This is a genomic window from Micromonospora sp. NPDC057141 (genome assembly GCF_042670805.1).
GTDB lineage: Bacteria > Actinomycetota > Actinomycetes > Mycobacteriales > Micromonosporaceae > Micromonospora.
The window spans coordinates 59,037-76,097 of the sequence record NZ_JBHUVA010000018.1 but is presented as its reverse complement, the minus strand read 5'-3'; the positions used below and the strand labels follow the sequence as shown (position 1 = coordinate 76,097).

Genomic DNA, 17,061 nt, shown 5'->3' with positions numbered 1-17,061 from the left:
GCCTTCACCCTACGACGCGGTGCCGCCCGGCACCCACCCCCGCGTCACCGCCGGTCACCGCACCCGCAGCGGGGAGTCGTGGTAGAGGCCGGTGGGCGTCGACCCGCGCCAGGTGGTTTCCGCGAGGCTCGGCGACCACTGGCGCAGCAGCGTCTCCGCCCCGTCGTACGCCACGCCGAGCACGGCCAGCACCCGGTGGGCGATGTCGGCCGCTGCGAGCAGCCCCGCCCCGCCGGGCTCGGCGCCCGAGACGGTGGCGGCGCGCACCCGCACCGCCTCGGCGGAACCGAGCACGTCGGCGAGCGCGCGGGCCAGCGCGAGGCGGCTGCCCTCCACCCAGTCGGCGAGGGCGTCGGCGTAGCCGGCCGTGGCCTCCAGCCGGCCCACCAGGCTCTCCGGGCCCTCGTCGAGGTGGCGCAGCAGGCCCGCGCGCGCCTGGTCGTACGCCGAGGCGGCCGGCCCGGACCAGGCGGCGGGGTCGGTGAGGGTGCGGCACACCTCGTCGTACGCCCGGACGAGCCCGCGCACCGCGTGGCCGGCGCCGGTCAGCGGGGCCGGGTGCAGGTCGAGGAAGCCCCGCACGGCGTCGCCGGGGAGCACCTGTATGCGGCGCAGCAGCGGCCAGAGCCGGTGCCCCTCGGGTGCCCCGCCGGCGAGCAGCGTGTCGACGCGGCCGAGCAGGTCGAGCCCCGGCTCGGCGAGGCGGTCGAGGGCGTCCATCACAGCTCCCGGCCGAGCCGGCGGCGGACGGCGTCGTCGACGCCCGAGTATCGGTCGGCGGCGCTGCGCACGGCGGACGCGGCGGCGGCGAGCCGGGACGCGGCGACGGTCGCCTCCCGGGCCCGGTCTCCGGTGGCGTCGGTCCACCGCCGGTGCAGCGCGCGGCCGATCTCGCCGGGCCGGCCGGGGACGTGCGCGCCGAACGCCGGGTGCGGCGGGTCGGTGGCGGTCACGGCACGGGCCAGCGTCTCCAGGGTGGCGCTCGCCTCGTCCAGCCGGGCGGCGAGGGCGCGCAGCTCGTCCACGTCAGGCCCCCGCGAGCGGCCGGTAGGCCGCGAACGTCTCGTTGTGCAGCTTCTCCCGGGCCCACTGGGCCGCGTCGGCGGCGGCGGCCACGGCGGCGCGCACGGAGGCGGCGACGTCGCGGTGGTGGCGTTGGTGCAGCGGGCCGAGGAAGCGCACGTCGGTGATCCGGCCGTCGGCGGTGACCACCACCTCGACCAGCCCGTCCGGGGAACGCACGGTGACCTCCACGGTCGCCACCGCCTGGTCGAACTCGGCCTGCAGAGCCTCGATGCGGCGGTAGCGCCGCACCGCCTCCTCGATCCAGGCCTCGTCGATCTCCCCCCGAGGCATCGCGGACTCCTCCCGGCAGTGCACTCACTGAGTGTGCCGCCACGGTCACCATGGCATCACCGGACCGTACCGCACACCAATCGGGCCTGTCGATGCCCTGTGGACGGAGCAGGGGTGGGCGGTTCAGCCCTTCCAGAGGGCCAGCATCATCGCCTCCACGGCGATGCGCGGCTTGACGTTGGCCTCGATGGCGGACCGGCACTCCAGCACGGCCTCCAGCCGGCGCAGCGCCCCTGCGGCGTGCCACTTCTGCGCGCCCGCCTCGGCCAACGCGGCGGTGTCGGTGTGCACGGGGGCGACCGGCGCGCGCAGGGCCGCGACGAGCGCGTCGCGGTAGAAGCCGGCAAGGTCGACCAGGGCCCGGTCCAGGGCGTCGCGCTGGGCCCGGGTGGCCCGCGACTTCTGCCGCTTCTCCAGGTCCTTGAGCTGGCCGGCGGCGCCACGCATCGCGCCGGCCGCGCCCCGGCCGGTGCCGCCCGCGCCGAGCGCCGTCTGCAACGCGACCTTCTCCGCCTCGTCGAGTTCGGTGACGGACGCGGCGGCCTCCGCCTCGGCGGCCTCGATCAGCGCCGACGCCGCGTCGAAGGCGGCACCCACCCCGGTCAGCCGGCGCGGCACGGCGAGCACGGCGTCGCGCCGGCTGCGGGCCTGCGGGTCGCCGGCGAGCCGCCGGGCCCGGCCCACGTGCCCCTGCGCGGCCGCCGCCGCCCACCGCGCCACGTCCGGCGCGATCCCGTCCCGGCGGACCAGCACCTCGGCCACCGCCTCGGGCGCGGGCTGCCGCAGCGGTACGACCCGGCAGCGCGACCGGATCGTCACCGAGACGTCGTCGGGGTGGGTGGACGGGGCGCAGAGCAGGAACACCGTGCGGGGCGGCGGCTCCTCGACGGCCTTGAGCAACGCGTTGCCGGCCGCCTCGGTGAGCCGGTCGGCATCGGAGATGATCACCACCTGCCAGCGCCCGCCGGACGGGGTGCTGGCCGCCCGCAGCACCAGGGCGCGCATCTCACCGACGCCGATGCTGAGCCCCTCGGGTGCCACCAGCCGCACGTCGGCGTGGGTGCCGGCCATGGTGGTGTGACACCCCGGGCAGGTGCCGCACCCGGTGCCGTACGCGCACTGGAGGGCGGCGGCGAAGGCGCGGGCGGCCACCGAGCGGCCCGAGCCGGGCGGCCCGGTGAAGATCCACGCGTGGGTCATCCCGGCCCCTGGGTCGGCGGCGGGATCCTCGCCGGGGGCGGCCTGCCGGAGCTGGGCGGCGGCCGACGCGGCGGCCCGGCGCAGCGTGGCGACCGCCTCGTCCTGCCCGACCAGGTCGGCGAAGACCCCCGGCACTGCGGCGGAGACCCCCGGCGTGCCGGTGAAGGTGTCCGGCGTTCCGGCGGAAGTGTCCGGCGCGTCGGTGGGGGCGCCCGGCATCAGGTCCGGTGCTCCATCGTCACCAGCTCCGAGTCGGATAACTCGGGCTGCACCGAGGTGTCCGGCCCCTGGGCGGGCCGGGGGTGCACGATCCCGGACGGGTCGACCAGGAACTCCCCCACCCGCCGGGCGACCAGCGCGGCGGTCTCCTCGACCGGGCGGGACGCGTCCAGCACCAGGTAGCGCTTCGGGTCGTTCGCGGCAAGGTCGAGGAAGGCGTACCGGACCCGTTCGTGGAAGGCGACGGACTCGGCCTCCAGCCGGTCGGCCCCCTCGCTGCGGGCGGCGACCCGGGACAGGCCGGTGTGCGGGTCGACGTCGAGCAGCACCACCAGGTCGGGCTTGAGCCCGCCGGTGGCCCAGGAGGAGAGCCAGGAGACCTCGTCGACGGGGAGCGTCCGCCCGGCCCCCTGGTACGCCAGGGACGAGTCGACGTACCGGTCGCTGATCACCACCGCGCCCCGGACCAGCGCCGGCCGGACCACGGTCGCGACGTGGTGCGCCCGGTCGGCGGCGTAGAGCAGCGCCTCGGCGCGCGGGGACGGGCCCTCGGCGGTAGCGTCGAGCAGCAGCGCGCGGATCCGGGCGCCGACCTCGGTGGCCCCCGGCTCCCGGGTCACCACCACCTCGCGCCCCTGCCCGCGCAGCCGCTCGGCGAGCGTGGCGAGCTGGGTGGACTTGCCGGCCCCCTCGCCGCCCTCGAAGACCACGAAGAGCCCGCTGGAGACGAAGTGCTCGGCCGGCATCAGCGGGCGGCCCCGGATCGACCCCCACAGGTCGGCCAGGACCGGGACGCCCTTCTTGTCGTCCATCTGGCCGAAGGCGCTGATGCCGGCGAAGATGCCGGCGGCACCGGCGGCGAGCAGCAGCAGCCGGGTGGAGGAGACGGAGATGCCGAGGTCGGCGATGGTCAGCTTGCGGGAGCCGCCGACGCCGACGAGGAGGCTGCTCAGCGCGATGGCGAGGATCAGCACCAGCCGGGTGCCGATCTGCACCACCGCGAAGACCCGGCCGCGTACCTCGTCGGCGACCTCGCCGCCGAGCAGCGTGGTGCCGGCGAGGAAGGCCATTCCCGCGCCCGCGCCGACCAGGATCGCGCCGAGCATCGCCATGGACAGGTGCACGGCGAACGCGAGCACCAGCACGGACGCGCTGGCCAGCACGATGCTCATGCCGAACCACCGCCGCCGGGACATGTCCCGGACGATCATCGGGCCGAGCCCGATGCCCAGGGCGAGGCCGATGAACATCGCGCCGAAGAGCAGGTAGAAGGCGGCGTCACCGGCGCCGAGGGAGGCGGCGAAGAACTTGGCCGTGCCGATCACGATGCCGCCGCCGGCGAACGCGCCGAAGATGCCGAGCACCAGGCCGCGTACGAGGGGGGTCTGGCCGATGTACTTCCAGCCCTCGGTGAACTGGCGCATGACGCCCTGCTCGGTGCGCTCCGCCTCGCTGGCCTGCGCCTGGCTGATCTCCTTGATCCCGAAGGCGACGACCAGGGCGGTGGCGAGCCGGGAGAACGCGTTGAACCAGAGCGCGAGCTGCGCCGGCTCGGCCCAGGACGGCATCTCGCCGCCGGTGGCCGCCCGGACGCTGCGGTCGAGCAGGGCGAGGCCGAGCGCGGCGGCGATCGGGGTCAGCCCGTACGTGGTGATCAGGGTGAGCTGGTTGGCCGCCTCCAGCCGGGCGCGCGGGATGAGGTTGGGGACCGCGGCCTCCTTGGCCGGGATCCAGAGCAGGGTGATCGTCTCGATCAGGAAGGTGGCGATCGCCGCCCAGCCGACCACCAGCCCGCCGCTGGCCCCGGTGAGCGCGAACAGCGGGATGGAGGCGAAGAGCAGGAAGCGCAGCACGTCGCAGATGACCATGGTCCAGCGCCGGTCGAACCGGTCGGCGAGGACGCCGGCCACCGGGCCGAGGATCAGCGCGGGCAGCAGGCGGATCGCGATCAGGGTGCCGAACGCGGCGCCCTGGGCGGTGCTGCCGGAGACCTGGGCGGCGGCGAAGACCGACGTGGCGAGCAGTCCGAGCCAGTCGCCGAAGGAGGCGGCGCCGAGCACGATCCAGAGCCGGCGGAACGGCCGGATGCGCAGCACGGAGCGGATCGCGGCGGCCCCGGACCGGTCGGCCGGCTGCGTCCCGGCCGGCTGCCCGGTCGCCTGGGCGTCGGTGCGGCCGGTGTCCTCGCCGTCGGGTGGGCCGGCCGACGGCGAAACGCCGGGCGACTCGCCGCTGTTCTGGCTTTCGATGGCCGTACCTCCACGTGCCGGCCCAACGTTGGGCATCCCGGTGGAACACTCTAGTCCCGGCCGGGGGACTTCCCGCCCGTGACAGTGCCTGCTCGCCGAGCCTAGGCCGCACACGCCACCGGCCGCCGCCCGTGTCCCGGGTGCCGCCGGGAGGAAGTACGCCGGCAGACGCGAGGCACTTTCACAATTGACCGATCGGCAGTTAGCGTGCACACGTGACCAGCGAAGGCGACAATCTGCGCGAACGCCTGGAGCGGGCGACCGCCCACCTCGACCCGCCGTACGCGGTGGTCGACCTGGCGGCGTTCGACGCCAACGCGGCAGCCCTGCCCACCCGGGCCGGCGGCAAGCCGATCCGGGTCGCCAGCAAGTCCGTCCGGTCCCGCGAGCTGCTGCGCCGGGTGCTGGGCCGCCCCGGCTGGCGGGGGGTGATGGCGTTCACGCTGCCCGAGGCGAGCTGGCTCGTCCGCGCCGGGGTGACCGACGACGCGCTGGTGGCGTACCCCACGGCCGACCGGGGGGCGCTCGCCGAACTGGCCGCCGACGAGGGACGCGCCGGGGCGGTCACGCTGATGGTCGACGGGACCGACCAGCTCGACCTCGTCGACGCGGTGTGCCCGCCGGCCCGCCGGCCCGCGCTGCGGGTCTGCATCGACCTGGACGCGTCCTGGCGACCCCTGGGCGGGCGGGTGCACGTCGGGGTGCGCCGCTCGCCGGTGCACAGCGCCCGGGCGGCCGGCGCGCTCGCCGCCGCCATCACCGCCCGGCCGGGCTTCCGGCTGGTCGGCCTCATGTCGTACGAGGCGCAGATCGCCGGGCTGGGCGACGCCCCGCCGGGGCGGGCGGCGCTGGCCGCCGCGATCCGGGCCGCCCAGCGCGGGTCGTACCGCGAGTTGCTGGCCCGCCGGGGCGCGGCGGTGGCAGCGGTACGCGAACACGCCGACCTGGAGTTCGTCAACGGCGGCGGCACCGGCAGCGTGGCGGCGACCAGCGCCGATCCCGCGGTCACCGAGGTCACCGCGGGATCGGGCCTGTACGGGCCGACGCTGTTCGACGCGTACCGGGCCTGGCGCCCCACCCCGGCCACGTTCTTCGCCTGCGCGGTGGTCCGCCGGCCGACGCCCGAGCTGGCGACCGTGCTCGGCGGCGGCTGGATCGCCTCCGGCCCGCCCGCCGGCAACCGGCTGCCCACCCCCTGGCTGCCGGCCGGGCTGAAGCTCCTCGGCGCGGAGGGCGCCGGTGAGGTGCAGACCCCGCTGACCGGCCCGGCAGCCGCCGGGCTGCGCGTCGGCGACCGGGTCTGGTTCCGGCACGCCAAGGCCGGCGAGCTGTGCGAGCGCGTCAACGAGCTGCACCTGGTCGACGGCGACCGGGTGGTCGCGACCATCCCCACCTACCGGGGGGAGGGCCACGCCTTCCTCTAGCCGCCGGGCTTCCAGCAGCCGCCCGACTTCCTCCAGCCGCCCGACGGCCACCCCCGGCCAGCCGCCGGGCAGGCGTGGCGCCCGCCCCGCCGGCTCAGGAGGTGGGGGTGGTGGCAGCGGCGGCGGCCGACGCCTCCACGTGCCGGTGCAGGTATTCGCGGATGAGCGCCTTGGCCTCGGCGAGCACCCGCTCGTCGCCCTCGGCGTTGCGGCGGAACGCCAGCTTGATCAGGGCGTCGGCGGCCTCGACGGCGATCTCCAGGCAGAACCGCAGGCGCGGCTCGTCGACCATCCCGAACCGCTCGGTGAGCACCCGGGCGAGCTGGTCGGCGATCACGCCGTTGTTGTCGCGCTGCTCGTCCAGCAGGTGCAGGTCGACCACGTCGCCGAAGTGCAGGGTACGGAACCCGGGGACGGTACGGTGCATCGTGATGTATTCGTCGATCCCCGCGTCGACGCCGTCCCACCAGTGCGTCAGGTCGTCCGAGGCGAACCGCTCGTCGAGCCGCTGGAGGTAGGATTCCATCGTGCGCAGGGTCAGCGCCTGCACGATCGCCCGCTTGTCCGGGAAAAACTGATAGACGGACCCGATCGCCACCTCGGCGCGCTCGGCGAGCAGGGTCGTGGTCAGTCCCTCGTACCCCACCTCGTCGACGAGTTCGGCGCACGCGTCCAGCATCCGCTGGACCCGCGCGACGCTTCGACCCTGGACCGGCACCCGGCGCAACGGCCCGGTCGTGGCGGCTGGTGTGGACACTCGGCGCCACCCCCCTTCGACGGATGAACATATCTACACGTCACGAATACGTGACTACCGGTACAACGAGCGGACCTGGATTGCGGTATTTACCAGGCACAACGTTCCTGATATGAAGACATCTCACGTTCACGTCGAGGAGCGCCCCATGGGCAGCACCACCCCGCCGAGCCCCCACTGGAGCAACTGGGCCGGCAACCAGCGCAGCACCGCCACCGCCATTCTCCGCCCCCGTACGATCGCCGACGTCACCGCCGCCGTCCAGGCCGCCGCCGCCGACGGTGCGCGGATCCGGCCCGTCGGCAGCGGCCACTCCTTCACGGCCGTGGCGTGCGCCGACGGTCGCCGGATGGAGTTGGCCGACCTCGACACCGAAGTCCGGGTCGACCGCGACCGACGCCTGGTCACCGTACCGGCCGGGATGCCGCTGCACCGCCTCAACGCCCTGCTCGCCGAGCACGGGCTGGCGATGCCCAACCTCGGCGACATCGACGCGCAGACCGTCGCCGGGGCGATCTCCACCGGCACCCACGGCACCGGCGCAGCGTACGGCTGCCTGTCGACCTTCGTCGAGGCGCTCACCCTGGTCACCGGCACCGGGGAGGTGCTGCGCTGCGCCCCCGACGAGCACCCGGACGTCTTCGCCGCCGCCCGCGTCTCCCTCGGCGCCCTCGGCGTGCTGACCGAGGTGACCCTGCGCGTCGTGGACGCCTTCGTGCTGCGCGCCCACGAGCGCCCCGCCCCGCTCGACGACGTCCTCGCCGACCTGCCGTCGCTGGTCGCCGCGCACGACCACGTCGAGTTCTTCTGGTTCCCCTACACCGACCGGGTGCAGCTCAAGACCAACGACCGGGTGCCCGCCGACGACCGGCCGCTGCCCCGCTGGCGGGCCTGGCTGGACGACGACTTCCTGTCCAACACCGTCTTCGCCGGCCTCTGCCGGCTCGGCCGCGCCGTGCCGCGCCTGGTGCCCGCGATCAACGCGGCCTCCGCCCGGGCGCTCAGCGAACGCACCTACACCGGCCGCTCCGACACGGTCTTCTGCACCCCGCGCCGGGTCCGCTTCATGGAGATGGAGTACGGCGTGCCGCGCGCCGCCCTGCCCGAGGCCCTGGCCGGGGTGCGCCGCATCGTCGACGGGCTCCCGTTCAAGGTGCAGTTCCCGGTCGAGGTCCGGTTCACCGCCGCCGACGACATCTGGCTCTCCCACGGGTACGGGCGCGACTCCGCGTACATCGCCGTCCACCAGTACCTCGGTGCGCCGTACGAGCCGTACTTCCGGGCCGTCGAGGAGGTCGCCGCCGACCTGGGCGGTCGCCCCCACTGGGGCAAGCTGCACTGGCGCGATGCGGAGTCGCTGGCCCCGGCGTACCCGAAGTTCGCCGACTTTCAGGCCCTCCGCACCCGCCTGGACCCCCTCTCGGTCTTCGCCACCCCCCACCTGACCACCCTCCTGGGCCGCTGACGGGAAGACCGCGCGGATCTTGGAAGGAAACGGCCCCTGGAGGGGCCAGAATCTTCCAAGATTTCCTCAACCGCGTCAGCCGGGCCAGCCGGCGGCGCGCAGGGCTGCGCGTAGCTGATCCACCACTTCTTCGGGGCGGTCGCGGACGGCCCAGGACGGGAAGCGGAGCACCCGGTCACCGTCGATCCAGAGCGCGTTCTGCCGGCGCATGTCGGCCCACGCCGCACGGGAGTCGAGGTGCTGGCCACCGTCGATCTCGACGTGCACCCCCCACTCGTCGAAGTAGGCGTCGAGGTAGCGACGCCGGCCGGTGCTGTCGTACCGAACCTTCTGCCGGGTCGGCTCGGGCAGCCCCGCGCGCCGGACGAGGCCCAGGAAGCCCAGCTCGGCGAGGGAGTGCGCGCCCCCGGCCGCGTCTGCGGCGGTGCGCAGGATCAGCCTCCGCCTGCGGGCCCGGGGCAGCCGGTCGAGCACCTGCCGCAGTTCGTCACCCCCGACCAGGCGCTGCTGGAAGCCGGCGGCGATCACCGCCCTGGCCTCGTCGTCGCTGCCAGCCCACTGCGCGGCATCGACGATCGACCGGGCCGGCATCGTCCGGCGCGGCTGCCCGACGGCGAGCACATCCTCGTCCGGCAGGCAGGTCGTCCGGTGCGCCACGACTCCCGGCGGCAGCGTCCCTCGCCGGCAGGCAGCCGGCAGCAGCAGGTGGACGGGGCTGCCGGGAAAGCCGCGCAGTCCCCCTGCCTGGGCGGCGGTCAGCCCACCGAGCACCGCGGCCGGCCCGGCGGCGAGCACGGCGATCCACCGGAGCTGATCAGCACTCACCGGGCCGTTGTGGGTCACGAACACGGCCCGGTGCACCTGCCGCCAACGGTGGCTGTCGACACGGTGCCGGATCGCCTTGCGGGACAGATGCCGCAGCGCCTGGCCGAGGCTGATCACCTCCTCCTGATGGAAGAGGAGCCAGGTCAGCTCGTCGGCGTCGTCGCCCGGCAGCGCCCGCCGCCACCCCGCCCAAGTCCGCCCGTCCCCAAAGCCCACGCACAGAACCCTGCCCGACCACCTGCCCGCCCCGCTGCCCCTGTGGACAACGGCGAGATCTTGGAAGAATGCGGCCCCTCCAGGGGCCCAGATCTTCCAAGATCTCAAGTGGTGGCCTTCTTGGGGGGTGCCGCCTTCTTGGTCGGCGTCGTCTTCGTGGCGGCGGTGGTCTTCGCCGCCGTGGCCTTGGTCGCCGTCGTCTTCGTGGCGGCGGTGGTCTTCTTCGCCGCCGTCGACTTCGCAGCCGTCGCCGTCTTCTTCGCGGCGGGGGCCTTCTTCGCCGCCGCCTTCTTCTTCGGGGCCGGGCCCTTCGCGCGCTTCTCGGCGAGCATCTCGGAGGCTTCCTGGACGGTCAGCTCCTCCGGGGTCTGCCCGCGCCGCAGGGACGCGTTGAACTCGCCGTCCGTCACGTACGGGCCGAACCGGCCGTCCTTGATGACCAGCGGCTTCTCGGTCAGCGGGTCGACACCCATCTCCCGCAGCGGCGGCGCGGTGGCCCGCCGCTGGCGGGTCTTCGGGGCGGCCAGCAGGGCCAGCGCCTCGTCCAGCGTGACGGTGAACATCTTGTCTTCCGAGTCCAGCGAGCGGAACTCGTCGCCCTGCTTGACGTACGGGCCGTAACGGCCGTTGTTGGCGAAGACCTCGACGCCGTCGGGGGCCACCCCGATCAGCCGGGGCAGGCTGAGCAGCTTCAGCGCCTCGGCGAGGGTGAGCGAGTCGGGCGTCTGCGTACGCAGCAGCGACGACTTCCGCTCGCCGCTGGCCACGTACGGGCCGAACCGGCCGGACTTGAGCAGGATCGGCTCCCCGGTGGCCGGGTCGTCGCCGAGCTTTCGCTCGCCGCCCCCGCCGAGGAACAGCTCGTGCACCTTCTCCGGGGTCAGCTCGTCGGGGGCCAGCCCCTCGGGGATCGGCGCCCGGTCGCCCTGGCCGCCGCCCTCCTCGCCCTCGCCGTGGGCCGCCGGCTCGCCGCCGGGCAGCTCCCGCTGGAGGTACGGACCGTAGCGCCCCACCCGGACGACGACCTCGCGGCCCTCGTCGTCGGTGTGCAGGGGAATCGAGTTGACGCTGCGCGCGTCGATCTCGCTGACGTTCTCCGTCACCAGCTTCTTCAGCCCGCCGGCGTGGGCGATCGTCTGGTCGCCGGCCCCGTTGGCGCTGCCGAAGTAGAACGCGGTGAGGAAGTCGACGGCGGCGTGGTCGCCACCGGCGATCTCGTCCAGCTCGTTCTCCATGCTGGCGGTGAAGTTGTAGTCGACCAGCCGGGGGTAGTGCCGCTCCAGCAGGCCGATCACCGCGAACGCCAGGAACGACGGGATGAGCGCCTGGCCGCGCTTGCTCACGTACCCCCGGTCCTGGATGGTCTGCATGATCGACGCGTAGGTGGACGGGCGGCCGATGCCCAGCTCCTCCAGGGCCTTGACCAGCGACGCCTCCGTGTACCGCGACGGCGGCTGGGTGTGGTGGCCCTGGGCGGCCAGCGCGTCGGCGGTCAGCGGCTGGTCCTTGACCAGGTTGGGCAGCCGGCGCTCGGCGTCCTCGGCCTCGGCGTTCTCGTCGTCGGACGACTCGACGTACGCGCGCAGGAAGCCCGGGTCGGTGATCGTCTTGCCGGTCGCGCCGAAGTCGGCCTCCTCGCTGGCGGAGGAGACGGCCCGGATCCGGACCGAGACGCTGGAACCGACCGCGTCGGTCATCTGCGAGGCGATGGTGCGCCGCCAGATCAGCTCGTAGAGCTTGAACTCCTCGCCGGACAGCTCCCTGGCCACCTCGCCCGGGGTGCGGAAGTTGTCCCCCGCCGGGCGGATCGCCTCGTGCGCCTCCTGCGCGTTCTTCACCTTGCCGGTGTATCGGCGCGGCTCCGGCGGCACGCTGCGCTCGCCGTACAGCTCGACGATCTGCCGACGGGCCGCCGCGATGGCGGTCTCCGACAGGTTCACCGAGTCGGTACGCATGTAGGTGATGTAGCCGTTCTCGTAGAGCCGCTGCGCGGTGCGCATCGTCTGCTGCGACGAGAGGCGCAGCTTGCGGGCCGCCTCCTGCTGGAGCGTGGAGGTGATGAACGGCGCGTACGGGCGGCGGCGGTAGGGCTTCTCCTCGACCCGGGTGACCGTGAACGGCCGCCCCGCAAGGCGGGCCGCCAGCCCCCGTGCCCCGCCCTCGTCGAGGTGCACGACGCCCGCGCCGGGCCGCACCCGGCCGGTGGTCGGCTCGAAGTCCTTGCCGGCGGCGATCCGGTCGCCGTTGAGCGCGACGAGGGTGGCGTTGAAGGTGCGTGGCCCCTCGCCCGGCTTCGCCACGGCGAGGGTGGCCAGGACGTCCCAGTATTCGGCGGTGCGGAACGCCATCCGCTGCCGCTCCCGCTCGACCACGATCCGGGTCGCCACGGACTGCACCCGGCCCGCCGAGAGCTTCGGCATGACCTTCTTCCACAGCACCGGGGAGACCTCGTAGCCGTAGAGCCGGTCGAGGATGCGCCGGGCCTCCTGGGCGTCGACCAGGTCCCGGTCGATCTCGCGGGGGTTGGCCACCGCCGCCTGGATCGCCGGCTTGGTGATCTCGTGGAAGACCATCCGCTTGACCGGCACCTTGGGCTTCAGGGTCTCCACCAGGTGCCAGGCGATCGCCTCGCCCTCGCGGTCCTCGTCCGTCGCCAGGAAGATCTCGTCGACCTCCTTGGCCAGCTTCACCAGCTTGCTGATCTGCTGCTTGCGGTCGGGCGAGACCACGTAGAGGGCGTGGAAACCGTTGTCGACGTCCACCCCGAGGCGGGCCCACGGCTCGCCCTTGTACTTGGCGGGCACGTCGGCGGCGTTGCGCGGAAGGTCGCGGACGTGACCGAAGCTGGCCTCCACGACGTACCCCGGGCCGAGATAGCCCGAGATCGTCTTGGCCTTCGCCGGTGACTCGACGATGACCAGACGGGTGGTCCTGGCGTTGCTCGGCACGTCTCCTGCGACCTCACTCCTGCTCGTGGCCGGCCGATCCGGGGCACGGACCACTCTCGGTCCGCCGGAACCGCCGGCGGTCCGGATGTCCAACGTAACGCGCCGCCCGCGTTCCGGGTCTCGCGGGCGGCAAACCGCCCACCGCGCCTCCCGGGCACCGGCGACGGTCTTGCCGGACGGCGCCACCGTACACCGTGGGTAGGCCCTCGGGCGGGTCACCGTGACGAGGCCGCCTCTCGGTGGAGGTCCGACCAGCCGCTCCGCCGCTGCGGGTCGACGGCCGGAGTGTCCTTGATCGGACACCCGGGGGAGGCCGGTCAGGGCGCGGCGGGCCAGTCGGCGGCGGGGGCGGCGGGCGGGCGGTCGCCGATGAGGTCGGCGAGGCGGGCCAGCCGGCGACGGCCCGTGATCCGGTACGCCGGACCGCCCGCCTGCGCGTCGAGCAGCACCGCCGGCAGGCCGACGGCGGCCAGGGCCGCGCCGACCGGTCCCCGGCAGCGCTCGTCCGCGGCGCCGAGGCGGAGCAGGAACCCGGGCGGGTCGGCGGCCCCGGCGGCGGCCACCCAGAGCCGCAGCCGCCGGCCGTTGAGGTGGAACCCGGTGGGCGGCTGTTTCACCTCCCCCGCTGCCGGTCCGGCGGACGGCGGCGGGCTGGCGGAGGGCGGCGGGCTGGCGGAGGGCGGCGGGCTGGCGGAGGGCGGGTCGCGCAGCCAGGCCAGCGCGAGCGGTGCCAGGGTGCTCGCGTACGAGGTGCGCACCAGGTGCCGGCCGTCGGCGGTCGCCTCCCAGGTCGCGACGACGCCGCGCCGGGACAGTTCGGCGACGAGCACGTGCACCCGCCAGGCGGCGTCCAGCACGATCGACAGCCGGGCGGTGCCGCCCATCCGGGACACCTCCCCCGGCCCGGCGAGCAGGCCGGCCAGGTCGGCGACGGACGGGTCCGCCGCCTCGGCGCCGAACAGGGAGAGCTGCCGCACCGGGTCGGGTGGTCGGTCGGGGGACGTCAGCGGCACTCCGGGACCTCGTCGAAGGCCTGCCGGAGTTCTTCGGAGTCGAGCCGGCTGGTGTCCAGCGCGCTGGCGTCGTACTCCTTGTCGAGGGTCTCCACGGCCGTGCGCACCCCGTCGTAGAAGGCGGTGGCCTCGCCGGTGCCCAGCCCGTCGATGGTGTCCCGGGCCCGGCCGTACGCGTCGCGCACCTTGCCCAGGGACGCCTGGAAGCGGGCCGAGATCTCCTCGCCGTGCTCGGCCTCCGGGACGCCGGCCTGGTCGATCTTGCGGCGGGCGGTCTCGCTGGCGTCCTCCGCGCCGGCGAAGAGTCGCACCAGGTTCTCCTTCGCCTGCGCCGGGGTGGTCTGCGCGGTCATCTGCTGCTGGGTGCTGCTGGTCAGCTTGTTGATCTCGGCCCGCCACGGGGTGAGCGCCTCGCAGACCGACGCCGCCCACGCCCGCGGGCTGGGGCCGCCGCCGCACGCGGCCAGCGCCAGGACGAGCGTGGCGAGGACCACCGTGAACCTTCCGGCGGTCGCCGCCCGGCACGTGCGCATGCGTTGCAGCGTACGGCCTCGGCGCCGTTGTGCCACGGGTCGGTTTGCCGCCTCCCGGCCCGCCCCTGACCCGCCCCGGCCGCCACGGGTGTGCGGGTTCCCGGCCGACGATGGTGGACCGGCCGGGAACCCGCTGTGTCACCGCTCAGGCGTTGACCGTCTCCGGCCGCTGGTCGGCGCTGCCGGTGCCGGCGCCGCTGTCGTCGGAGTCGCCCATCGCGATGCCCTTGCGCTTGCTGAACACCACCGCCGCCACGATGATCAGCGTGGCCACCACCGCGATGCCGACCCGGAGGCCGACGTTGCGGTCGTCGCCGACGCTCCACGCCACGACGGCCGGCGCGATCAGCAGCGAGACCAGGTTCATCACCTTGATCAGCGGGTTGATGGCCGGGCCGGCGGTGTCCTTGAACGGGTCGCCGACGGTGTCGCCGATGACCGTGGCGGCGTGCGAGTCGGAGCCCTTGCCGCCGAACGCCCCGTCCTCGACGAGCTTCTTGGCGTTGTCCCAGGCGCCGCCGGAGTTGGACAGGAAGACCGCCATCAGGGTGCCGGCGCCGATCGCCCCGGCCAGGTACGCCGCCAGCGCGCCCGGCCCGAGGCCGAAGCCGACGGCGATCGGGGCGAGGATGGCGAGCAGGCCGGGGGTCATCAGCTCGCGCTGCGCGTCCCGGGTGCAGATGTCGACGACCTTGCCGTACTCGGGGCGCTGGGTGCCGTCCATGATCCCGGGCAGCTCGCGGAACTGCCGGCGTACCTCCATCACGACGGCGCCCGCCGAGCGGGAGACCGCGTTGATGGCCAGCCCCGAGAAGAGGAAGACCACCGCCGCGCCGATGATCAGGCCGACGAGGTTGCGCGGGTTCGCCACGTTCAGCGAGTTGAGGATCTCCGCGCCGACGTCGCCGACACCCGCGTCCGAGTACGCCGTGCGCAGCGTGTCGGTGTACGAGCCGAACAGCGCCGTCGCCGCGAGGACCGCGGTGGCGATCGCGATGCCCTTGGTGATCGCCTTGGTGGTGTTGCCGACCGCGTCCAGCTCGGTGAGGATCCGGGCGCCGTTCTCGTCGATGTCGCCGGACATCTCCGCCACGCCCTGGGCGTTGTCGGAGATGGGCCCGAAGGTGTCCATCGCGACGATCACGCCGACGGTGGTGAGCAGGCCGGTGCCGGCCAGCGCCACCGCGAACAGCGACAGCGTGATGGAGCCGCCGCCCAGCAGGAACGCACCGAAGACGCCCGCGCCGATCAGCAGCGCCGAGTAGACGGCCGACTCCAGGCCGACGCTGATGCCGGCGAGGATGACGGTCGCGGGGCCGGTCTGCGAGCTCTTGCCGATGTCCTGCACCGGGCGGCGGTTGGTCTCGGTGAAGTAGCCGGTGAGCGCCTGGATCGCGGCGGCCAGCACGATGCCGATGATCACGGCGGCGATGGTCACCCCGCGCGGGCCCAGCGGCGGGTCGCCGCCGTCGACGCCGAGGCTGGCCCGCCACTCGGGCCCGAGCAGGTCGGCCCAGGTCGGCTTGAGGTAGACGAAGGAGGCGATCGCCACCAGCACCGCGGAGAACAGGGCGGAGAGGTAGAACGCCCGGTTGATCGCGGTGAGGCCGTTACGGTCGGAGGCGCGCAGCCGGGTGATGAAGACGCCGACGATCGCCACCAGCACGCCGATCGTGGAGATGATCAGCGGCAGGACCAGGCCGTCGTTGCCGAACGCGGCCCGGCCGAGGATCAGCGCGGCGACGAGGGTGACCGCGTACGACTCGAAGAGGTCGGCGGCCATGCCGGCGCAGTCGCCGACGTTGTCGCCCACGTTGTCGGCGATGGTGGCGGCGTTGCGCGGGTCGTCCTCGGGGATGCCCTGCTCGACCTTGCCGACCAGGTCGGCGCCGACGTCGGCGGCCTTGGTGAAGATGCCGCCGCCGACCCGCATGAACATGGCGAGCAGGGCGGCGCCGAAGCCGAAGCCCTCCAGCACGGTCGGGGCGTCGCCCTTGAACAGCAGGACGACGAGCGCCGCGCCGAACAGGCCGAGGCCGACGGTGAGGAAGCCGACCACACCGCCGGTGCGGAAGGCGATCTTCATGGCGCCCTCCCGGCCGCCGGTCGCCTCCCGGGCCGCTGCGGCGACCCGCAGGTTCGCGCGGGTGGCCAGCCACATGCCGGCGCCGCCGATGAACGCGCTGAACAGGGCGCCCACCACGAAGAAGGCGGACCGGCCGATCTTCACCGCCAGCTCGCTGCCGTCGGTGTCGTGCACCGGCAGCAGGAAGAGCAGCACCACGGCGATCACCACGAAGATCGCGAGGGTCCTGAACTGCCGGAGCAGGTAGGCCGAGGCCCCCTCCTGTACCGCCCCGGAGATCTCCTGCATTTTGGTGGTGCCCTTACCGGCTGCCAGCACGGCCTTGGTCAAGGCGGCGGCGAAGACGAGTGCCACCAGCGCGATGACCGCGGCGATGACGACGTACGTCAGGTTGGCTCCGGTAAGGGACAGTGCGCCGCCGTCGGCGGCCATGGTCCCGGACATCTGTGTCCTCCTGTACCGAACACTCGCGCCGGCCGGTGGAGACGCACGGACCGACGCCTGGATGCGGACTCGCAAGCGCGCCAACCCACTCCAGCGGACCAGCGATGAACACCCATACCCGCTGGCTGCGGGGAGGATCACTTGCTGACAACCCGCGTACTGTAGCCCTCCGTAGTGCCAGAGGTCACATTGAGGGGCACCGTGTCCGGATGATCTTCGTCGCTGTGTTACGAGAAGAATTCTGATATAAGCCCCGACCACGACGAACGGGCCACCCTCCCGTGCGGGAGTGTGGCCCTGAGCAGCGAATCAGTGGACTGTGCGCG

12 protein-coding genes and 1 pseudogene are annotated in these 17,061 nt (G+C 73.9%); 2 read left to right on the top strand and 11 right to left on the bottom strand.

All coding sequences use genetic code 11. From position 1 onward, the window contains the following. Positions 1 to 54: 54 nt before the first annotated feature. From ACFT41_RS13265 to tmk, 5 genes are all read right to left on the bottom strand, one after another. The gene (locus ACFT41_RS13265) at positions 55 to 720 is read right to left on the bottom strand and encodes a hypothetical protein (protein ID WP_377580702.1); all 666 of its coding nucleotides are present in this window, start codon (positions 718 to 720) and stop codon (positions 55 to 57) included. Next, the gene (locus ACFT41_RS13260) at positions 720 to 1,025 is read right to left on the bottom strand and encodes a hypothetical protein (RefSeq protein WP_377580704.1); all 306 of its coding nucleotides are present in this window, start codon (positions 1,023 to 1,025) and stop codon (positions 720 to 722) included. Before ACFT41_RS13260 ends, ACFT41_RS13265 begins: the two co-directional genes overlap by 1 nt. A gap of 1 nt (position 1,026) precedes the next feature. After that, positions 1,027 to 1,356 carry a YbaB/EbfC family nucleoid-associated protein gene (locus tag ACFT41_RS13255; protein ID WP_377580706.1) on the bottom strand — a complete coding sequence of 110 codons (330 nt, stop codon included), beginning with the start codon at positions 1,354 to 1,356 and terminating at the stop codon, positions 1,027 to 1,029. A gap of 123 nt (positions 1,357 to 1,479) precedes the next feature. After that, complete coding sequence (locus ACFT41_RS13250) at positions 1,480 to 2,691, bottom strand: DNA polymerase III subunit delta' (protein WP_377581001.1); 1,212 nt, start codon at positions 2,689 to 2,691, stop codon at positions 1,480 to 1,482. An 83-nt stretch (positions 2,692 to 2,774) separates the two neighbouring features. Next, entirely contained in the window at positions 2,775 to 5,060 is a 2,286-nt protein-coding gene (gene tmk / locus ACFT41_RS13245) for a dTMP kinase (protein ID WP_377580708.1), read from the bottom strand. 179 nt (positions 5,061 to 5,239) lie between these two features. Here tmk and ACFT41_RS13240 point away from each other — a divergent pair, with 179 nt between their 5' ends. After that, the gene (locus ACFT41_RS13240) at positions 5,240 to 6,448 is read left to right on the top strand and encodes an amino acid deaminase/aldolase (RefSeq protein ID WP_377580710.1); all 1,209 of its coding nucleotides are present in this window, start codon (positions 5,240 to 5,242) and stop codon (positions 6,446 to 6,448) included. Between the two features lie 94 nt (positions 6,449 to 6,542). Here the strand turns inward: ACFT41_RS13240 and ACFT41_RS13235 are convergent, their stop codons facing one another. Next, complete coding sequence (locus ACFT41_RS13235; protein ID WP_377581004.1) at positions 6,543 to 7,127, bottom strand: TetR family transcriptional regulator; 585 nt, start codon at positions 7,125 to 7,127, stop codon at positions 6,543 to 6,545. Between the two features lie 226 nt (positions 7,128 to 7,353). Here ACFT41_RS13235 and ACFT41_RS13230 point away from each other — a divergent pair, with 226 nt between their 5' ends. Further along, a complete protein-coding gene (locus ACFT41_RS13230) occupies positions 7,354 to 8,670 on the top strand; it encodes a D-arabinono-1,4-lactone oxidase (protein ID WP_377580712.1) in 1,317 nt (438 codons plus the stop codon). A 75-nt stretch (positions 8,671 to 8,745) separates the two neighbouring features. Here the strand turns inward: ACFT41_RS13230 and ACFT41_RS13225 are convergent, their stop codons facing one another. The 5 genes and pseudogenes from ACFT41_RS13225 to ACFT41_RS13205 all read right to left on the bottom strand — a co-directional run bounded on the left by ACFT41_RS13225 (position 8,746) and on the right by ACFT41_RS13205 (position 16,735). After that, on the bottom strand, positions 8,746 to 9,711 hold the full coding sequence (locus ACFT41_RS13225; protein ID WP_377580714.1) for a DUF559 domain-containing protein: 966 nt from the start codon (positions 9,709 to 9,711) through the stop codon (positions 8,746 to 8,748). A gap of 104 nt (positions 9,712 to 9,815) precedes the next feature. After that, positions 9,816 to 12,659 (bottom strand): type I DNA topoisomerase, encoded by a 2,844-nt coding sequence (gene topA, locus ACFT41_RS13220; protein WP_377580716.1) that lies wholly within the window; start codon positions 12,657 to 12,659, stop codon positions 9,816 to 9,818. Between the two features lie 317 nt (positions 12,660 to 12,976). After that, positions 12,977 to 13,699: pseudogene (locus ACFT41_RS13215) on the bottom strand (hypothetical protein); the annotation flags it as partial. After that, positions 13,663 to 14,205 carry a hypothetical protein gene (locus ACFT41_RS13210; protein WP_377580718.1) on the bottom strand — a complete coding sequence of 181 codons (543 nt, stop codon included), beginning with the start codon at positions 14,203 to 14,205 and terminating at the stop codon, positions 13,663 to 13,665. The gene ACFT41_RS13210 and the pseudogene ACFT41_RS13215, both read right to left, overlap by 37 nt. A gap of 145 nt (positions 14,206 to 14,350) precedes the next feature. Beyond that, positions 14,351 to 16,735, bottom strand: coding sequence for a sodium-translocating pyrophosphatase (locus ACFT41_RS13205; RefSeq protein WP_377580720.1), 2,385 nt, complete (start codon positions 16,733 to 16,735; stop codon positions 14,351 to 14,353). Between the last annotated feature and the right edge of the window lie 326 nt (positions 16,736 to 17,061).